Annotated in this window: 13 protein-coding genes; 5 read left to right on the plus strand and 8 right to left on the minus strand. The window is 60.4% G+C overall.

Annotated features, from left to right (window positions below; translation table 11 throughout):
• Positions 1–291 precede the first annotated feature (291 nt).
• Entirely contained in the window at positions 292–2598 is a 2307-nt protein-coding gene (locus tag I5L03_RS03385) for a CDC48 family AAA ATPase (RefSeq protein WP_197920268.1), read from the plus strand.
• A gap of 123 nt (positions 2599–2721) precedes the next feature.
• On the opposite strand, the gene I5L03_RS03390 is transcribed toward I5L03_RS03385, so the two are convergent.
• Together I5L03_RS03390 and polA are read right to left on the minus strand one after the other, a co-directional pair.
• Complete coding sequence (locus I5L03_RS03390) at positions 2722–3840, minus strand: mechanosensitive ion channel family protein (protein ID WP_234035004.1); 1119 nt, start codon at positions 3838–3840, stop codon at positions 2722–2724.
• Positions 3837–6671: a DNA polymerase I gene (gene polA, locus I5L03_RS03395; protein WP_197920269.1), complete on the minus strand. Its 2835-nt coding sequence runs from the start codon at positions 6669–6671 to the stop codon at positions 3837–3839. The genes I5L03_RS03390 and polA overlap by 4 nt, the downstream gene beginning before the upstream one ends.
• Before the next feature lie 248 nt (positions 6672–6919).
• On the opposite strand from polA, the gene I5L03_RS03400 reads away from it, so the two are divergent.
• Positions 6920–7162, plus strand: coding sequence for a hypothetical protein (locus tag I5L03_RS03400; RefSeq protein WP_197920270.1), 243 nt, complete (start codon positions 6920–6922; stop codon positions 7160–7162).
• A 118-nt stretch (positions 7163–7280) separates the two neighbouring features.
• Here the strand turns inward: I5L03_RS03400 and I5L03_RS03405 are convergent, their stop codons facing one another.
• Together I5L03_RS03405 and I5L03_RS03410 are read right to left on the minus strand one after the other, a co-directional pair.
• Positions 7281–8312, minus strand: a complete 1032-nt coding sequence (locus tag I5L03_RS03405; protein ID WP_234035005.1) for a serine hydrolase — start codon at positions 8310–8312, stop codon at positions 7281–7283.
• A gap of 163 nt (positions 8313–8475) precedes the next feature.
• Positions 8476–9276: a class I SAM-dependent methyltransferase gene (locus I5L03_RS03410; RefSeq protein WP_197920272.1), complete on the minus strand. Its 801-nt coding sequence runs from the start codon at positions 9274–9276 to the stop codon at positions 8476–8478.
• A gap of 134 nt (positions 9277–9410) precedes the next feature.
• Here I5L03_RS03410 and I5L03_RS03415 point away from each other — a divergent pair, with 134 nt between their 5' ends.
• The gene (locus I5L03_RS03415) at positions 9411–11717 is read left to right on the plus strand and encodes a DUF305 domain-containing protein (protein ID WP_197920273.1); all 2307 of its coding nucleotides are present in this window, start codon (positions 9411–9413) and stop codon (positions 11715–11717) included.
• Positions 11718–11780: 63 nt separating this feature from the next.
• Here the strand turns inward: I5L03_RS03415 and I5L03_RS03420 are convergent, their stop codons facing one another.
• Entirely contained in the window at positions 11781–12899 is a 1119-nt protein-coding gene (locus I5L03_RS03420; protein WP_197920274.1) for a copper resistance protein B, read from the minus strand.
• The gene (locus tag I5L03_RS03425; RefSeq protein WP_197920275.1) at positions 12899–14647 is read right to left on the minus strand and encodes a copper resistance system multicopper oxidase; all 1749 of its coding nucleotides are present in this window, start codon (positions 14645–14647) and stop codon (positions 12899–12901) included. The genes I5L03_RS03420 and I5L03_RS03425 overlap by 1 nt, the downstream gene beginning before the upstream one ends.
• A 51-nt stretch (positions 14648–14698) precedes the next feature.
• Between I5L03_RS03425 and I5L03_RS03430 the strand changes: the two genes are divergently transcribed.
• Positions 14699–14977, plus strand: coding sequence for a metal-sensitive transcriptional regulator (locus I5L03_RS03430; protein WP_197920276.1), 279 nt, complete (start codon positions 14699–14701; stop codon positions 14975–14977).
• Complete coding sequence (locus I5L03_RS03435; protein ID WP_197920277.1) at positions 14974–15714, plus strand: MauE/DoxX family redox-associated membrane protein; 741 nt, start codon at positions 14974–14976, stop codon at positions 15712–15714. The genes I5L03_RS03430 and I5L03_RS03435 overlap by 4 nt, the downstream gene beginning before the upstream one ends.
• A 49-nt stretch (positions 15715–15763) precedes the next feature.
• Here the strand turns inward: I5L03_RS03435 and I5L03_RS03440 are convergent, their stop codons facing one another.
• On the minus strand, positions 15764–17599 hold the full coding sequence (locus I5L03_RS03440; RefSeq protein WP_197920278.1) for a DUF885 domain-containing protein: 1836 nt from the start codon (positions 17597–17599) through the stop codon (positions 15764–15766).
• Positions 17600–17735: 136 nt separating this feature from the next.
• A complete protein-coding gene (groL, locus tag I5L03_RS03445) occupies positions 17736–19388 on the minus strand; it encodes a chaperonin GroEL (RefSeq protein WP_197920279.1) in 1653 nt (550 codons plus the stop codon).
• Positions 19389–19425 lie beyond the last annotated feature (37 nt).

The following is a 19425-nucleotide window of genomic DNA, read 5'->3' on the forward strand; positions in this document are numbered from 1 at the left end:
AGTTCTCTCCAATCCTCGTGCGAGCTAATTTATTAAGCAATTACAGCGTGAAAAGCATGTGTTGCATGCGATGCAACACGCGATGACCTTTTCGCACTTGCGAAATCACGGTCCCGCTTGCATATGTCTCCCTGCCTTTCAGGCATCCTCTCCCAAAACTTCCATGGCCCGGTCGGCAACGACCGGGCCTTTTTCTTTTCTGGCACCAATGTGCGCCAAGCCAGTTTGTAATCTGGAAGGGGGCTTCCTAGGTCTCCACTCACATGCAAACGGCAAGAAGGTCCGCACTGAATGGCGCAGGAAGACGCAGCTATAGTCGAAGAGAATACGGTAAGGCTGCAAGTCGCAGCGGCGCGGCAGGAAGAATCGGGACGCGGCGTCGTCCGCATGCCACGCAGCGCCTTTCAGGCGCTGGGCATCACCGAAGGCGATGTGGTCGAAATCGAAGGCAAGCGTGCCACGGTCGCGATTGCCGCCCCGGCTTATGATGAAGACGAAGCGCTTGATGTCATCCGCTTGGATGGCTTGCAGCGCGGCAATGCCGAAACATCCTCTGGCGAACACGTTGTGGTGCGCCGTGCAGACAGCAAGCCCGCCACCCGTGTTGTCTTCGCTCCCGCGCGTAAGGAAATGCGCCTGCAGGGGCCGACCGAAGCGCTGAAGCGTGTTTTCTTCCGCAAGCCCGTGACCGCTGGCGATCTGGTCGCGACGCATGGGCAGCAGCCGGTGCAGAATGTGCCGCCCGAAGTGCGCCGCATGTTCAACGCGCCCGCCTATGCGCTGACGCAAATCCGCCTGCAGGTGATCTCCACCAGCCCCAAGGGCATCGTCCATATCGACGAGAATACCGAAGTCGAGCTGCGCGCCGAATTCGAAGAACCGCGCGATGCCCGCGGCATGATCAACTATGACGATGTCGGCGGGATGGAAGATACCATCAAGGCGCTGCGCGAGATGGTGGAACTGCCGCTGCGCTATCCCGAACTGTTTACCCGCCTCGGTGTCGATCCGCCTAAGGGCGTGCTTCTGCATGGCCCGCCCGGAACCGGCAAGACACGTCTGGCGCAGGCAGTGGCAAACGAATCCGATGCAGAATTTTTCACCATCAACGGGCCGGAGATCATGGGCAGCGCCTATGGCGAATCCGAAAAGCGCCTGCGCGAAGTCTTTGAAGAGGCGGAGAAGAGCCAGCCCGCGATCATCTTCATCGATGAGATCGATTCGATCACGCCCAAGCGCGAGCGCACGCAGGGTGAGGCGGAAAAGCGTCTTGTCGCGCAGCTCCTAACGCTGATGGACGGATTGCAAGCGCGCACCAATCTGGTGGTGATCGCCGCGACCAACCGGCCCGATGCGATTGACGAGGCGCTGCGCCGCCCCGGTCGTTTCGATCGCGAGATCGTGGTTGGCGTGCCCGATGACAGCGGCCGCCGCGAAATCCTCGCCATTCATACGCGCGGAATGCCTCTGGGCGAGGGCGTCAATTTGGCTGAATTAGCGCGTTCCACGCACGGATTCGTCGGCGCGGATCTCGCCGCCTTGACGCGCGAGGCGGCGATTGAAGCCGTTCGACGGATGATGCCGCGTATCGATCTCGACGCGCAGGAAATTCCCGCCGATGTGCTCGATGAATTATGCGTCGAAAAGGAAGACTTTCGTGAGGCGCTGAAGCGCGTGCAGCCGTCTGCCATGCGCGAAGTCATGGTGCAGGCACCCACCGTCGGGTGGAAAGATCTCGGCGGCCTCGATGACGCAATCGACAAGCTGAAGGAAGGGGTAGAGCTGCCTCTGAAGAACCCCACAGCATTCGAGAAGATTGGCATTCGACCAGCCAAGGGCTTCCTGCTTTATGGCCCTCCGGGAACCGGCAAGACCTTGCTCGCCAAAGCTGTCGCGAAAGAGGCGGAAGCCAATTTCATTTCGATCAAGAGTTCGGACCTTCTTTCCAAATGGTATGGCGAGAGCGAGCAGCAGATCGCGAAAATGTTCGCCCGCGCCCGCGCGGTGGCGCCATGCGTGATCTTCATCGACGAGATCGACAGCCTCGTTCCCGCCCGTGGATCGGGCGCAGGCGAGCCGCAGGTGACGGCGCGTGTCGTGAACACGATCCTTGCGGAGATGGACGGCATGGAGGAGCTATCCTCCATTGTCGTCATCGGCGCGACCAACCGCCCGGTCCTTGTCGATCCGGCATTGCTTCGCCCCGGGCGCTTTGACGAGCTGGTCTATGTCGGCGCTCCCGATGCTCCGGGCCGCGAGCACATTCTCAAAATCCACACGAAGAACATGCCGCTTGCAGACGATGTCGATCTCGCCGCGATTGCCAAGAAGGCGGAGCGCTTCACCGGCGCCGATCTGGAAGACGTGACGCGCCGTGCGGGCCTGATCGCCATTCGCCGAAGCGACGGCGTGCCCGATACGGTAACCAAAGACGATTTTGAAGCGGCAATGAAAGACAGCCGCCCGACTGTGACCGCCAAGATGGAAGCCGAATACAAGAAGATGAAAGGCGAACTGAAAAAGCGGGCGCTGGAAGTCAAACCGATCGGCTTCATCACCGATGGGATGGTGGAGAGTACGCGAGATAGTAAACACTGATTGAGTTTGCGAAGCCGCCTCCGCGGCTTCGTCCTCGCTAGACGCGCTCCGCTTTGCTGCATGCCCGCTGCGGACGGCCGTTCGGCCTTGCGGGCCTTTCGGCCCGTTTCGGACGGTATAGATTTAGCCTTGGCTTGGCGCAAGCCCCGGCTCGGCGGCTTCCCAGATCGCTTCGGCGGCGGAGGTTACGCGGCGTACTGCAACGGCTTCGGGCATTTCTGCGCGAATAAATGCGAGCATTTGCTCGCGGATTTCGCAGCGCAGGTCGAAAAGCGTGCCTGCATCTTTCGCGCTCATCAGCAGCCGCAATTCCAGTGCATCGAGGCTGGTCCCAGTTACCTTGGCATTCTGCACGCGGCGATCCCATAGACCGTTCGCCGTGACCAGCCGCTCGAATTCGGCGCGCAGGCGGTCGATATCGGCCATCGGATCGAGATGCAGGAATACCGAGCCGAGCAGTTCTGATCCGGAGCGCGTCCAGTTCTCGAAACTTTCCTCTAGAAATTTGTTGGATGGGACAATCAATCGCCGCTCGTCCCAGATTTTGACCACGACATAGCTGGTGCGGATATCCTCGATCCGGCCCCATTCGCCTTCGATGATCACGACATCGTCGATGCGGATGGGCTCGGTCAGCGCCATTTGCAGCCCGCCGATCAGTGCCTTCAGAGCCGGCTGCGCAGCCGCGCCAACCGCCAATGCGGCGAGCCCGGCGGAGGCCATCAGCGTTACCCCGATGTCACGCACACCGGGGATGGAAAGCAGCATCAGCGCGATGGTCACGAAGATGATGATGAAGGTGCCGATGCGGCTGAAAATCGCCAGGCGCGTCTGGCGGCGGCGGGCCTGGAGATTGTCCGCCACCCCAATGTCGGCTTTGACCTGCAGCGCATGAACGAAAGCGCGCATGATCGCGAGCGCCATCCATCCGATAAGCGCGGGCATCAGAAAGCCGGAAATTCGCTCCCACACATCTTCGAGCATCGGCGTCTCGCGCGCGGCGAGCACGAGCGCAAGTGCGACCAGCGCCCAGCGGGTAGGGCGCCTGATGTTGCCGACAACGATATCGTCGGTCTCGGTCTCGCTGGCGCGCGAGAATTTGCGCAGGAGGCGAAAGATGATCCAGTGCAGCAATAGCGCGAGAGCAACTGCGATTCCGCCAACCAGCGCGGCCTCCGCCCAATGTGCATATGCGCTCGGCAAGGCCTCATCGATAGGTGCGATGGCGGCTTCGATCGTCAATGCGCGTCATCCCAGCTGGGCCCGGTACCGATTTCGATGCCAAGCGGCACGTCGAGCGTGACAGCGGGCTGCGCGGCCTCGGCCATGACGCGTTCGATCACCGGGCTGGCCTTTTCGACATCGTCTTCGGGCAGTTCGAATACCAGTTCGTCATGCACCTGCAGCAGCATGCGTACATCGTTCAAGCCTTCGGCCTCCAATGCGTGAAGCATGCGGGCCATGGCGCGCTTGATGATATCGGCGCTGGTGCCTTGGATCGGTGCGTTGATCGCCGCGCGCTCGCTGCCCTGCCGCTCGGCCTGGTTCTTGGAATTGATCCGCGGGAACCACGTCTTGCGGCCGAACAGCGTCTCCGAATAGCCCTTTGCCCGGACGCTTTCGAGCGTCGAGTGGATGTAGGACTGAATGCCCGGGAAGCGCTGGAAATAGGTGTCGATCTTCTCCTGCGCCTCGTCCGGCTCGATGCCCAGCCGCCCGGCAAGACCCCAGCGCGAAATGCCGTAGAGGATGGCGAAATTGATCGTCTTGGCAGCGGCGCGCGTGTCGCGGTCTACTTCGCCATACATTTCCTTCGCCGTGCGCGAGTGAATGTCTTCGCCCTGTTCGAAGGCCTCCTTCAGTTCGGGCACATCGGCCATGTGGGCTGCAAGGCGGAGCTCGATCTGGCTGTAGTCGGCGGCGAGCAGGACATTGCCGCTTTCGGGCACGAAGGCCTTACGGATCTGCCGCCCGATTTCGGTGCGGATCGGGATATTCTGCAAATTGGGATCGGTTGAGGAAAGGCGGCCCGTCTGCGCGCCCACGAGGCTGTAGCTCGTATGCACGCGCCCAGTCCGCTCATTGATCGCTTCCTGCAGCGCGTCGGTATAGGTGCTCTTGAGCTTGGAGAGCTGGCGGTATTCGAGGACCTTGTCGGCAATCGCATGGCCCTCGCCTGAAAGGCGCTCCAGCACGCTTTGGTCGGTCGAGTTTTGGCCGCTCTTGCCCTTTTTCCCGCCCTTGTAGCCGAGCTTGTCGAACAGCACTTCGCCCAGCTGTTTCGGGCTGCCGATGGTGAATTCCTCGCCTGCGTCCTTATGGATTTCCTTTTCCAGCCGCCCGATGGTCTCAGCAAAGGTCTCGGAGAGGCGAGATAGCTCGGCGCGGTCCACCTTGATGCCTTCGCGCTCCATCTTCGCGACCACCGGGATCAGCGGGCGGTCGACGCGCTGGTAAATCCGCGTCGCGCCTTCATCTGGCATCCGGCGCGCGAGATGCGCGTGGAGCCGCCACGTCACATCGGCATCTTCGGCAGCATATTCGGTCGCTTTGCCCAGCGGCACTTCGCCGAAGGGGATCGCCTTCTTCCCCGTGCCGCACACATCCTTGAACTTCATCGTGGTGTGGCCGAGGTGACGCTCCGCCAGCTCGTCCATGCCGTGACCGCCGCCGATCCCTTCCTGAGAGCGGCCCGCATCGAGATCGAAGCTCATGATCATCGTATCATCGACAGGGCCCATCGCGATGCCGTGGCGCGCGAGCACGTTGATATCGTATTTGATATTTTGCCCGATCCTGAGGACGGAATCGTCCTCCAGCAGCGGTTTCAGCAGCGCGATGGCAGTAGCGAAATCGACCTGCTCCGGCTTCTCATCGAACATGTCGCTGCCGCCGTGGCGCAGCGGGATATAGCACGCATCGTTCGGGCCAAGGGCGAGGCTGACCCCGACAAGATCCGCCGCAATCGCATCGAGGCTGCTGGTCTCGGTATCGACGGCCACCACACGCAAATCGCGCGCGCGAGCGATCCATTCCTTCAGCGCATCTTCGGTCTGCACCGTGGTGTAGGCGCTGCGATCAACATCGGGCCATTCGGGCAGCGGCTGGATATTGCCATCCGGCGTGCCTTCATCACCTTTGGTATCGGCTTTTTCCGGATTGAGATTGGTGGTGCGGCCGGGGCTGCCAGTGCCGGCCTCAAGCCGTTTGAGCAGCGAATTGAAACCGTGCGTTTCGAGAAAATCGGCGAGCGGTTCGGGCGGAATACCATCCAGCTTCATGTCCTCGATGGCGATGGGCAGCGGACAGTCGCTTTTCAGTTCCACCAGCTCGCGGCTGAGTTCCGCCATCTCGCGCCCTTCGAGCAGGCGTTCCTTGAGCTTCGATTTTTTCATGTCGGGCGCAGCATCGAGCGCGGCGGCAAGCGAGCCATTTTCGCCGATCAGCTTTGACGCGGTTTTGGGGCCAATGCCGTAGATGCCCGGAATGTTGTCGACGCTATCGCCCATCAGCGCGAGCACATCGCCGACCAGCTCGGGCGCGACGCCGAATTTCTCCTGCACTTCTTCGATATAGATGCGGGCGTCCTTCATCGTATCGAGCATGTCGATTTTCGCGCCGTCTTTCTCTCCTACCAGCTGCATCAAATCCTTGTCGGAGGAGACGATGGTAACATCCCATCCGGCATCCTGCGCGGCGTAAGCATAGGATGCGATCATATCGTCCGCCTCGACATCGGGCTCTTCCACCATAGGGAGGGAAAAGGCCCGAGTCGCATCGCGAATCAGCGGGAATTGCGGGACAAGGTCCTCGGGCGGATCGGGGCGGTTTGCCTTATATTCCGGATAGATATCATTGCGGAAAGAATGGCTCGATTTGTCGAGCACCACGGCAAGGTGAGTCGGCCCATCAGCATCGTCTAGATCCTGCGCCAGCTTCCACAGCATGGTCGTATATCCGTAAACCGCGCCCACAGGCGTTCCCTCCGGATTGGTGAGGGGGGGGAGACGGTGATATGCGCGGAAGATATAGGCCGAACCATCGACCAGGTAGAGATGCTGTTTTTCGGCCATATCAGGCTTGCTAGCATGCAAAACGGGCCCGGTCAGCATGGATTGAGGCCAAATATCCACGGCTCTGTTTATGGCAGTTTTACGGATAGACGCGCCGCAATTGCGCCCAGTTTCCGCCCTATTTATGCCATAATTTGCTTGCGCGGCCTCAAATGTGGCCTTATTTAGGCAGTGAGCCGACCGGATGGGAGGCTTGGGATGAGGACGTTTCCTCTCTCAATTATTCGCAGATTAAGGGGTTCAAACCTATGCGTAAGATTGCTCTCGTTGCTGCTGCTTCGGCTGCCGCACTCTCGCTCGCCGCTTGCTCGGAAGGTACCGAAGAAGCCGCAGAAGACACCGCTGAAGGCGCAATGGCTGACACCGAAGCCAACGCTGAAGCTGCTGGCGATGCCGTAGACACCGCTGTTGACGATGCCGAAGCCGGCATGGAAAACATGGAAGAAGGCATGGAAGCCGAAGTCACCGAAGAAATGAACGAAGCTGAGTAATCCTCGCTTCGGTCTTCGGACTGATAAAGAAAAGGCGTGGCCAGCGATGGCCGCGCCTTTTTCTTTTGTCTGTTGATGGAGCCGCGTTTTCGCTCCGTGGATTTACGAGGCGAGCTTATCAGTTTCCGTTGTAATTCGCGCTGGCGTAGTTGCGGTTCGCTTCAAGCTCAAATCCGTCGTAGAGGCCGCGCGCGATCGAAGCGATACGCGCTTCACGATTGCGGCGCGTCGTATTGCCGGTGACGTAAATCGCAACAGCAATCGAACGGCCATCAGGCGCAGTCAGAATGCCGATATCGCTGGACGTATTGTTGAGCGATCCGGTCTTATGCGCCACGGTGACATTATCGGGCATCAGCGCAGGGATACGCCGCGTGCCTGTCCGGCAACGCTCCATGGCATCGATGATAACGTTGCGGCTCGACGGGGTAAGCCAACGGCCCTGATAAATCCCGGCGAGCAGCTGCACCATGGTCTCAGGCGTCGCGCTGTCGCGCATGTCGATATAGGTTTCGGGATCGAATTCGCCGTCATCACGCACCAGAGTGGCGATGTCGCGGTTGAGACTAAAGCCGTTAAGGCCGGCACGCCGTGCCCAATCGTTCACAGCATCGGTTCCGCCCAGCGCTGCAAGCAGCGCATCGGTAGCGGGGTTGGAGCTGCGCGTGATCATCAGATCGATCAGCTCCATCGCGCTCATGTATTCGCCCTGGCGTACAGGCGCAGCGGCGGAGGAGAACGGGCGTGAGCGGACCGGCCACAACAGCGGCCATTCGCTCGTCAGGCTCCAGCGGCCCTGATCGACACCTTCCAAGTAGGCAGCCGCGATGGCAATCTTGCTCGTGCTCGCCATCGGGAAACGCTGATCGCCAAGGATCGAAACAGACTGACCGGTGGACAAATCGACTGCAGCAACACCGATGCGCCCTTCACTGCCATCGGCAAGCTGGGCGATGCGATATTCAAGCTGGTTGTCGAAGTCAGGCGAATAATTGCGCGGGCTGCGGACTTCGGTGCCAAAGGCGCTATCGAAGGACGACTCGAAGTCCTGAAACTCATCGCCCGTCCCGGCGAGGGCCGGAGAGGCGGCGAGCGGCGCTGCTGCAAGAGCGAATGCGGAAATGAAACGACCGAGCTTTGAAATCATCATAAAACCAAACATGTGAGGAACGTGGTTTTCAAATGCTTAATATTTCATGAGGTGACGAGATGCGCGCGACGAAACGCGCCGAATTATCGCCAAACCGAAGTGGAAAGATCAAAAACGCAGGAACCAAGGCAAAAGCGATCACCCTTCTTGGAAGACTGCCTTTCTATTCCGGCTTAACGAAACGCCACGCAATTTGATCGGTCTGGCCGCGAATTTCGTCATCGAAGACATTGGCAGTCAGCGGATCATCGGGCTGGGAATAAATATCGCTCTCCGCCTCGCTGACAAAGCCCGCAGCGGTCAACGCGTCCATCGCCATTTGCGGATCGAGCCGGTGCAGCGTGTTTGCAGCTTCAACGCCCCCGCCTTCGCTGGCCACATGGTCGATCAGTATCAGTGTCCCGCCGGGCTTCAATGCATCATAGAGATTGCCGATCGCCTGTTCAGCAGTTCCTTCAGGAAATTGATCCAGATAGAGATCGTGAAAATTCATGACGGTGATGATCGTATCGAGCTGCTCGGGCCAGCCCGGCTCCACCAGCGGACCGCGCACTGGGAAGATGTTGATCGGGTTGCCATCGTTATCGGAATAGCGGCGGACGGTTTCGTCCTGCTCGGTCGCATATTCGGGGCGGAAAGCGATAAATTCTTCGGGCTGGAAGGCATACACCTTGCCGTCCGCACCAACGGCTGTTGCGAGCAGCCGCGTCACGTAGCCGCCACCCATGATGAAGTCCCCAACCACATCGCCGCGGTCGATCTGCGCGAAAGCGAGCAATTCCCCGGGCTTACGCGCCGCGTCCTGCTCCTGATCGTCCAGCCGGCCGATATCGTTGATCGCCTGCATGTATTGGCGCGCATTGTATTCGCTCGCCGCCTCCTCACCCGGCGCCTCTTCCGAACCGCTACATGCGGTGAGCGCAAATGCGGATACGGCGATGGCTGTGGCAAACAGACGGTGCATGATGACGTTCTCCCTCAATGGCCCTCATCGAACCTAGTCCTCCGTTGGCAGACCGCAATCCCTATCCCGTATTGACCGAAGCGGGCAGATACGCTTGATGCGCGAGACAAAATATCACGTGAAGGGACCGCCTGATGAAATTGAAGAGTTCGACGCCGCTTTCATTATCTTTTGCCGCCATGCTTCTGGCAACCACCGCCCCTGCATTGGCGCAGGATGTGCAGATCGTGCAGCCGGGCGCGCCAGGGCAGGGCGCGCGTGCCCTTTCGGAAGATGAGGCGACCCAGCTTGCTCGCGTGAATTACCTGCCCGCCGATATCGATTTCATGCAGGGCATGATCGTGCACCACCAGCAGGCTGTTGAAATGGCCGCGCTTGTCGATGGCCGCACCAATAACGAAGCGATCCAGACGATTGCAGAACGCATCGCTGCGTCCCAGCAGGATGAAATCAGCTTTATGACCGAATGGCTGGCAGGCTACGGTCAGCCCGCTGCCATGGCAGGCATGGGCCATATGCACCACGTCGATATGGCTGGCATGGCAAGCGCCGAAGACATGGCCGAATTGCGCGACGCGCGCGGCGTGAATTTCGACCGCAAGTTCCTGCAGCTGATGATTGCCCACCACAATGGCGCACTAACGATGGTGCGCGATTTGTTCTCGATCCAGGGTACTGCGACCGATCCGGTGCTGTTCGATTTCACTAGCGAAGTCCGCAACGATCAGCAGGCCGAAATAGACCGTATGTCGGTTGAGCTGGCCTCGCTTTCGGAAGATCCCCGTTCCGGCCTTGCAGGCGGCCTGTTCGACGCTGAGGAAGCGATCAGCAATCTGCGCCACGTTGCGTTTCTTCGCAAACCCGCCGGTTTCTTCGATCCCGCCAATCCGGCTGGCGGCCGCATGGTCCTTCCGCCGGAAGAAGAGATGGAAGAGGAAGAAGAGGTTGAGGAAGCAGCCGATGCGCATGCAGGCCACAACATGGCGGCCGCTGAAATGCCCGAAGGCGAAGAGGATGTCGAAACCGAAAGCGGCGATGGCGAAGAACCGGCAGAGGAAGCTGCCGAACCCCCGGTGCGCTACGCCCAACGCGGCGGCCTGCTGAGCTTCGCCAATACCGACATGGCGTTCTCGGACGACATGATGATTGCCGGCAATTATCACGGCTTCAACGCCTATATGCTGGGCGATGATGGGGTTCCCGAACTCGTCAGCTCGGTTGTTTGCCCCGGCGGACAGGGCGACGTCTCTGTCGTCGGCGACATCCTCATCATGAGTGTCGAGCAGACGCGTGGCCGCGTCGATTGCGGACGTGACGGTGTAGCCGAAGATGTAAGCGAAGATCGTTTCCGCGGCCTGCGCGTGTTCGACATTTCGGACATTCGCGCTCCGGTGCAGGTCGGCCTCGTGCAGACCTGCCGCGGCAGCCACACGCACTCGGTCGTCGATGCCAATGAAGAGCGGATCATCGTTTACAACTCCGGCACCGCCGGCGTTCGCGATGGTGAAGAACTCGAAGGCTGCGTCGGCTATATCCCGGGCGATGATCGCACCGCGCTGTTCAGCATCGATGTGATCGAAATCCCGCTGGCCGATCCTTCGCAGTCGCGCATTACCTCATCCCCTCGCGTTTTCGCCGATGATGATGGCAATATCGCAGGCCTGTGGCTCGGCGGTGACCATGGCGATGGCACGCAGACGACCAGCCAGACGAACCAGTGCCACGATATCACTGTCTTCCCGTCGCTGAACCTCGCCGCTGGCGCGTGTTCGGGCAACGGCATCATCATGGATATCTCGGACCCGTATAACCCCGTCCGCCTCGACGCGGTGACCGATCCGGGCTTTGCTTATTGGCACTCGGCCACGTTCAACAATGATGGCTCTGTCGTGCTGTTCACCGATGAATGGGGCGGCGGTGGCCGTCCGCGTTGTCAGGCAGCCGATCCGACCACCTGGGGCGCCAATGCCTTCTACGGGATCGAGGATGGCGAGCTGGTCTATCGCGGAACGTTCAAGATTCCGGGCGCGCAGAGCGACATGGAAAACTGCGTAGCGCACAACGGCTCGATCATCCCGGTGCCGGGGCGCGATATCTTCGTGCAGGCATGGTATCAGGGCGGCCTCTCGGTGATCGACTTCACCGATCCGACCAATCCGTATGAAATCGCGTTCTTCGATCGCGGTCCGGTGGATGAAGACCAGCTGGTGACCGGCGGTTACTGGTCCGCCTATTGGTATAACGGTCGCATCTACGCGACCGAGATCGCCCGCGGCATCGATGTTTTCGCGCTGGAGCCGAGCGAGTACCTGACCGCAGAAGAAATCGCCGCTGCCGAGGCTGCTGAAATGGGTGACACGTTCAACCCGCAGACGCAGGTCCCGGTGACGTGGAGCGAAGAAGCCATGGAAGCCGCAGAGCGCAGCCGCATGGGCGGCTAAGGCCAGCTTCTGCCATAACGAAAATGGGGCGCTTCACCGATTGTGGAGCGCCCCTTTTTCGTGTCAGAACCAGGTGCGAAGGCCGACGAGAAAGACGAAGCCGCCCGGATCCTCTCCTGCCGCGCGGATAATGTCGGCAGTGCCGCCAAAGGCGCTTTCGTATTCCACTCCGATATAGGGGGCAAATTCGGGCACGAACTCGTATCGCAGCCTTGCACCTAGCTCGGCCTGGACCAGACCTGCGGCAACGCCCCGCTCAGGGATATCCTGCGCAGCGAGATCGAATTCGATGCGCGGTTGAAGCACCAGCTGCTGGGTCAGGCGCATATCGTGTTCAGCTTCGACGCGGGCGGTCAGATCTCCCTCGTCGGAGAGGAAGACTGCGGCATCGACATGGATCATATAAGGCGCGAGGCCTGATACGCCCACGGCGAGATGCGCGGTTGTTTCCGGCTCTACATCTAGGCGTACGCCCGCCTGCAAATCGAACCATGGGCCGATCGCATGGCCCCAGAGCAATTGCAGCTCGGCATCGTCCACACCGCCGCCGAATTCACCTTCGCCCTCGCTTTTGAAAACGACTTTCTCGGTCCCTGTTCCGTACCAACCGGACAGGTCCCAGAGATATTCATCATGGCCTTCGCCGATGCGCGCCTCGAAGCGTTCGCCAAAGATGACGCCAAACCGCGCATTGCCATGCGTCGCCCGGTTGTATCCGCGCGCGGCCACCATCGCATCCTCGCCCCAGATCTCGTCTGCGGCGTGTGCCGGGCCTTCGAAAGCCTCGGCAGGTGGCGGGCCAGAGGGGATTTCGGCATCCATGCCGCCATGGTTCATCTGCGAATGATCCATCTGGCCATGCTGGGAATGGTCCATCGCGCCATGATCCATCTGGCTATGGTCCATCTCGCTATGATCCATCGCGCCGTGGTTCATGCCCTCATGGCCTGAGTGATCCATCTGCGCATGATCCTGCTCGGCTGCCATCTCGTGGGCCGAATGATCCATCGCCTGATGCGTGGAATGATCCGTTTCTGCGCCAGCTTCGGCCTCTTCCGCCTGCTGGTGAGCCGAATGGTCCTGATGCTGCGCGTGGCCTGCGTGGCCCGAGTGATCGCCATGATCCTGCGCCATGGCGGGGGTCGCGATCAGGGCGGCGCCTGCGAGGAAGATCGCGCGCATCAACCTTCTCCCTCGATCGGGAAGGGGCGCACTGTGACGGTCTGCATCATCCCTGCATGCATGTGATAGAGCAGGTGGCAGTGAAAGGCCCAGTCGCCCGGCTCGTTTGCGGTCAGGTCGAAAGTCGCAGTGCCACCCGGCTGCACGACGACCGTGTGCTTCAGCGGCTGGTGCGTATGGTCCGCACCATTCACCAGCTCGAAGAAATGTCCGTGCAGGTGGATCGGGTGCGCCATCATTGTGTCATTGACCAGCTTCACCCGCACCCGCTCATCATAGGCGAAGCGGATCGGATCGTCCGTCACCGCGCTGAACTGGCGGCCATCGAATGACCACATGTAGCGTTCCATATTGCCGGTGAGGTGAATCTCCAGCTGGCGCGTGGGCATGCGGTGCGGGTTCGCGCGTCTGGCGCGCAGATCGGTGTAGCGCAGCACGCGGTGATCGACAGTGTCGAGACCGAGACCGGGGAAGTCCATGCGGTCCATCGGCATCGGGCTGACCATGTCGACGCCCGCATTCACTTCGACATCGGGGGGCAGCAGCGAGGTATCACGCATATTGTGATCCATTGCCATGTCGCTTTCGCCGGACATATCGTGTCCCATCGCGCCGTGGTCCATGCCGCCGTGATCCATGCCGCCCATTCCCATATCGACCATGGTCAGGTTCACCGGCTCGCGCAGCGGCGGCGGGGTGGCGCGGTGTCCGGCATGCGAGGTGAGGCTGGCAACGCCCATGCCGGATCGGTCCATCGCCTCTGCCACCAGCGCGTGGCTGCCATCGGGCGGGGTCACGATAACGTCGTAAGTCTCGGCCACGCCGATCTGGAATTCATCGACCTCGACATCGTCCACGTCGATGCCGTCGGCGGCAATCACTGTCATCGGTACGCCGGGAATGCGGACGTTAAAGAAAGTCATGGCCGAACCATTGATGATGCGCAGGCGAATGCGCTCACCCGGCTGGAACTGGAATTGCAGGTCGTCCGCCGGACCGTGGCCATTGATGAGATAGGTATAGGTGGAGGCGGTAACATCGGAAATGTCGCGCGGGTTCATCCGCATCGCGCCCCACATCAGCCGGTCTTCAAGGCTCATCGAACCATCGCCAACGGTCTGCATGGAGCGGTTGAAATAGTGCTCCCCTACCGCCAGCATCCGCGCGATTTCATGCGGGTGGCGCGGCGTGAATTCGCTCAGCAAAACGACAAGGTCGCGGTCATAGCGCGGATCGGGCTCCGCAGCATCAATGACCAGCGGACCGTAATGCCCCGCCTGCTCCTGCAAGCCGCTGTGCGAATGCCACCAGTATGTGCCGTTCTGGCGGATCGGGAAGCGGTACTGGAAAGTCTCGCCCGGCTTGATCCCGGGGAAGCTGACGCCGGGCACGCCATCGAACTGGAACGGCAGCAGCAGGCCGTGCCAATGGATCGAGCTGTCCTCATCGAGGTTATTGGTGACGTTGAGCGTCACATCCTGGCCTTCGCGCAGGCGAATAAGCGGACCCGGTACACTGCCATTCACCGCGATGGCATGGCCGCTACGGCCGCCCGTGGTGAAGTGGTGATTGTCGATCGTCAGGTCGATGCTCTCGCCCGAGACCTCGCCAAAACCATTGCGCGCATGGCTGAGCGATTGACCGCGAGCCCAGGCCGGGATTGCGAGACCGGCGGCTGCCAGAGCGCCGGTTCCTTTCAGCAGCGTGCGGCGGGAAAGGGCGGGGGAAATGATCTTGCCATTGCTCATGGTGAAGCCATATATATACCCCCATAGGGTATTGAAACAGGTCTTTTGTCCATGCCAGCCACCGCCAGCGCCAAAACCACGGTGAACCGCCTGAACCGCATCGCGGGGCAGGTGCAGGGCGTTGCACGCATGGTCGAACAGGACCGCTATTGCATCGATGTGCTGAACCAGATGCAGGCGGTGAAGTCTGCCTTGGCCAAGGCTGAAAGTGAAATCCTGAAGCGTCACGCGGCCTGCTGCGTTTCCGAGGCCATCGCTTCGGGCGACAGGGAAGAGCAGGAACAGAAATTTGCGGAGCTCGTCGACCTTCTGGAAAGGACGCGCAAATGAGCAAGACCGCCACACTTTATCGCATGGTCATGGAAAACCACACCTGTCCCTACGGCCTGAAGTCGAAATGGCTGCTGGAAAGCAAGGGATACACTGTCGAGGATCATACGCTCGAGACGCGCGCCGAGACCGACGCTTTCAAGGAAAAGCACGGGGTGAAGACCACTCCGCAGGCCTGGATCGGCAATGAGCGGATCGGTGGCTATACCGATTTGCGCGCGCATTTCGGCAATCCGGTCAACAAGGACGGCACGAGCTATTGGCCCGTCGCCGTGCTGTTCATGATGACTGCGCTGATGGCGCTGAGCGGAGCCTTCGTGGCCACCGGAGAGCCGCTCTCGATCCTGTCTGCCGAATGGTTCGTCAGCTTCTCGATGTGCGTGCTCGCCTATCTCAAGCTCCGCGATATCGAGAGCTTTTCGAGCATGTTCCTCAATTACGACCTGCTCGCCAAGCGCTGGGTGCCGTATGGCTACATTTACCCATGGGCCGAGGGCCTCGCGGGCGTGTTGATGACCGCGCATGTGCTGAACATCGTCTCTATTCCCGTCGCGCTGCTCATCGGCACCATCGGGGCGGTGAGTGTGTTCAAGGCAGTTTATATCGATAAACGCGAACTAAAATGCGCCTGTGTCGGCGGCGACAGCAACGTGCCGCTGGGCTTTATCTCGCTCACCGAAAATCTGTTCATGGTCGGCATGGCGATTTGGATGCTGGTAAAGCCTGCGGTCATGTAAAAAGGCCGGAGACACGTCCCCGGCCTTTTCCCGAATTGGTTGAGGTCGCCTAGCCCTCCTGCAAGCCAGCCTTCCACAATTCCACACGCCGTTCGAGGATCGAGAGCGGCATGGAACCGCCATTGAGAAGCGTATCGTGGAAGCCGCGAATGTCGAAATCATCGCCCAGCTCTTGTTCGGCCTCGGCACGCAGTTCCTGGATGCGCATCATGCCGATCTTGTAGCTGGTCGCCTGACCCGGCAGCACGAAATAGCGCTGCACTTCGCTGCGTGCGACAGTCTCCGGATTGGGCGAGTTTTCGAGACAGTATTGAACAGCCTCGTCCTCGGTCCAGTCTTTGGCGTGGATGCCGGTGTCGACCACGAGGCGGATCGCGCGCCACATCTCGCTTTGCAATTGGCCGAACTCGGAATAGGGGTCTTCATACCCACCCATTTCCTTTGCCAGCACTTCGGAATAGAGCGCCCAGCCTTCGACATAGGCGGTCTGGTAAGCGCCCTGCGTGCGGAAGCGCGGAATGCCTTCGAGTTCCTGGCTGATGCTGATCTGCATGTGGTGACCGGGATTGCCTTCGTGATAGGCGATCGCCTCCAGCGGCGGGATCGGCATGGCCGTCATATCCGAGAGATGCGCGTAATAAACGCCGGGTCGAGCGCCATCTGGCGTGCCGGGGCGATAGTGCTGCGCGGCGCCATCCTGTTCGCGGAATGGCTCCACCCGGCGAACTTCAAGCGCGGCGCGTGGCAGGCGGCCGAAGAATTCGGGCAGCCGCTCTGTCAGCTCGTCGATATGCATGGTGGCACGGTCTATATAGGCCTGCGCGCCTGCCTCATCATTCGAGAAGAAGAACTGCGGATCGGTGCGGATGAAGACGAAGAATTCGTCGAGCGTGCCCTCGAAGCCGACTTCTTCCATGATCCCTTCCATCTCGCCGCGGATGCGGGCGACTTCGGACAGGCCGATTTCGTGGATTTCGTCGGCGGTCAGCTCGGTCGTGGTGCTCTGTTCGAGCATATAATTGTAATAGGCCTCACCACTGGGCAGCGCGCCGACGCCTTGCGCCACTTCAGCCGTGTTGGCGATATCTTCGCTGAACCAGTCGACCACGCGCTGATACGCTGGGGCCATGCTTTGGGTAAGAGCAACGCGGGCATCTTCGCGTAGCTCATCGGCGCGGGCCTGCGTGATCGTCCCTGCCTCGACCAAAGATGCGAGCCGTTCTTCTGTCCCGGTCCAGAGAGCGGATGGCGCGCCGCCGTCAAAAGGCGCACCGGAGATAAGCCCCTGCGATTCTGCGATTACCGCCTCGTAGGAGAAGCGCGGCGGGCGCGTGCCGGCAGCGGCATTATTCTGCGCGCGGGTCAGCAGCTGGTCCATGGCCGGGCCCATTGCTTCAAGCCGCGCATTCCACGCGATCATATCCGCTTCGCTCTCAACCGTATGCTGACTGAGCAGGAAGCTCGGAAAGTAGGCGTGAGCGCCCTGCATCTGGTGGAGGATGTATTCGTTATCGAGATAATCCATCCGTCCGGCAGAGCTCTCCGCCAGGTAGACCATCATATCGTATGATTGCTTGGCCTCATCATCCAGCGCGTCGTAATCGAAGTTCGCTTCCATGTCGGCGCGGGCCTGCTGCAGCCACGCATTCTGTTCCCGAATGCCTTCCACGCTGAAATCGCCCAGCTTGTCATAGTCCGTCTTGATCCCGAGGCTGGTCTGCTGGATCGGGCTGAAAGCGAGAAATTCCTCGAACTTTTCCTCGAAGAAGGCGTCGATGCACTCGGTTTGCGTGGAGGCACAGGCGATTGTCGCCGTGTCGGCTTCGGTTGTCTGACACCCGGCCAGCGCGGCCGATGCCAGCAGAAGTGCTGCGTAGCGTTTCATGTTGTGATCCCCTCTTCAGGTCTTCGATGCGTCTCGATGGCAGCAGGTATGAAGGGCGAGCAGGCAAAAGAAAAGGCCCGGCAGGATCGCTCCCGCCGGGCCTTTCGTACTTCGTCGGTGAGACGAGCGGTGGTGCTTAGAAGCCCATTCCGCCCATGCCGCCGCCCATGCCGCCCATGTCGGGCATTGCAGGAGCGGAGCCCTTTTCTTCCGGCACTTCGCTGATGGCAGCTTCGGTGGTGATCAGCAGACCGGCAACCGATGCCGCATCCTGCAGCGCGGTGCGCACGACCTTGGTCGGGTCGATCACGCCGGCCTTCACGAGGTTTTCGTAAGTGTCGGTTGCAGCGTTGAAGCCCTGGGTCTCGTCGCCTTCGCGCAGGAGGTTGCCCGAAACCACGGCGCCATCGTGACCGGCATTCGATGCGATCTGACGCACCGGTGCCATGATGGCCTGACGCACGATGTCGATACCGCGGATCTGGTCATTGTTCTCGCCTTCCACACCGGCAAGAGCCTTGGTGGCGTAGAGCAGGGCAGTACCACCGCCCGGAACGATGCCTTCTTCAACCGCAGCACGGGTAGCGTGCAGCGCATCGTCGACACGGTCTTTGCGTTCCTTCACTTCGACTTCCGAAGCGCCGCCAACCTTGATCACGGCAACACCGCCAGCGAGCTTCGCCAGGCGTTCCTGCAGCTTTTCACGATCGTAGTCCGACGTGGTCGTTTCGATCTGCGCACGGATCTGCTCGACGCGGGCCTTGATGTTTTCCGCATCGCCTGCACCGTCGACAATGGTCGTGTTATCCTTGTCGATGGTGACGGTCTTGGCTTCACCGAGCATGCCCAGCGTGACGCTTTCCAGCTTGATGCCGAGGTCTTCGCTGATCATTTCGCCATTGGTGAGGATCGAGATGTCCTGCAGCATGGCTTTGCGACGATCGCCGAAGCCCGGAGCCTTCACGGCTGCGACCTTCAGGCCGCCGCGCAGCTTGTTGACCACGAGAGTGGCAAGCGCTTCGCCTTCGATATCTTCAGCGATGATGAGCAGCGGACGCCCGGCCTGCACCACAGCTTCCAGCACAGGCAGCATGGCCTGCAGATTGGACAGCTTCTTCTCGTGGATCAGGATGTAGGGGTTTTCCAGCTCGACCGTCATCTTCTCCGGATTGGTGACGAAGTAGGGCGAGAGATAGCCGCGGTCGAACTGCATGCCCTCAACGACATCAAGCTCGAATTCGAGACCCTTGGCCTCTTCCACGGTGATTACGCCTTCCTTGCCGACCTTTTCCATGGCTTCGGCGATCTTTTCGCCGACTTCCTTGTCGCCATTGGCGGAGATGATGCCGACCTGGGCGATTTCGTCCGAACCGGACACGTCCTTCGAACGGCTCTGCAGGTCTGCGACAACCTTGTTCACGGCAAGATCGATGCCGCGCTTCAGGTCCATCGGGTTCATGCCGGCAGCAACGGCGGTCATGCCTTCGCGCACAATGGCTTGGGCCAGCACGGTTGCGGTCGTGGTGCCGTCACCGGCGGCATCGTTTGCCTTCGATGCGACTTCGCGCAGCATCTGCGCGCCCATGTTTTCAAACTTGTCCTTGAGCTCGATTTCCTTGGCGACGGTAACGCCGTCCTTGGTGATGCGCGGTGCGCCGAAGCTCTTGTCGATCACGACGTTGCGACCCTTGGGGCCGAGCGTGACTTTGACGGCATTGGCCAGCGTATCGACACCCTTGAGGATGCCTTCGCGGGCGGTGCGGCCGAATTTTACGTCTTTAGCAGACATTGGATCTTCTCCTGGATTGGGTTGTATTGGGAAGCGT

Origin of the sequence: Aurantiacibacter sediminis (assembly GCF_016019885.1) — a bacterium.
GTDB lineage: Bacteria > Pseudomonadota > Alphaproteobacteria > Sphingomonadales > Sphingomonadaceae > Alteraurantiacibacter > Alteraurantiacibacter sediminis.

Excerpts from the sequence above, each read along its gene's own strand:
- I5L03_RS03385 (WP_197920268.1), top strand. The coding sequence starts at position 292 with ATGGCGCAGGAAGACGCAGCTATAGTCGAAGAGAATACGGTAAGGCTG.
- polA (WP_197920269.1), bottom strand. The coding sequence starts at position 6,671 with ATGGCCGAAAAACAGCATCTCTACCTGGTCGATGGTTCGGCCTATATC.
- I5L03_RS03400 (WP_197920270.1), top strand. The coding sequence starts at position 6,920 with ATGCGTAAGATTGCTCTCGTTGCTGCTGCTTCGGCTGCCGCACTCTCG.
- I5L03_RS03405 (WP_234035005.1), bottom strand. The coding sequence starts at position 8,312 with ATGATGATTTCAAAGCTCGGTCGTTTCATTTCCGCATTCGCTCTTGCA.
- I5L03_RS03410 (WP_197920272.1), bottom strand. The coding sequence starts at position 9,276 with ATGCACCGTCTGTTTGCCACAGCCATCGCCGTATCCGCATTTGCGCTC.
- I5L03_RS03415 (WP_197920273.1), top strand. The coding sequence starts at position 9,411 with ATGAAATTGAAGAGTTCGACGCCGCTTTCATTATCTTTTGCCGCCATG.
- I5L03_RS03420 (WP_197920274.1), bottom strand. The coding sequence starts at position 12,899 with ATGCGCGCGATCTTCCTCGCAGGCGCCGCCCTGATCGCGACCCCCGCC.
- I5L03_RS03425 (WP_197920275.1), bottom strand. The coding sequence starts at position 14,647 with ATGAGCAATGGCAAGATCATTTCCCCCGCCCTTTCCCGCCGCACGCTG.
- I5L03_RS03430 (WP_197920276.1), top strand. The coding sequence starts at position 14,699 with ATGCCAGCCACCGCCAGCGCCAAAACCACGGTGAACCGCCTGAACCGC.
- I5L03_RS03435 (WP_197920277.1), top strand. The coding sequence starts at position 14,974 with ATGAGCAAGACCGCCACACTTTATCGCATGGTCATGGAAAACCACACC.
- I5L03_RS03440 (WP_197920278.1), bottom strand. The coding sequence starts at position 17,599 with ATGAAACGCTACGCAGCACTTCTGCTGGCATCGGCCGCGCTGGCCGGG.
- groL (WP_197920279.1), bottom strand. The coding sequence starts at position 19,388 with ATGTCTGCTAAAGACGTAAAATTCGGCCGCACCGCCCGCGAAGGCATC.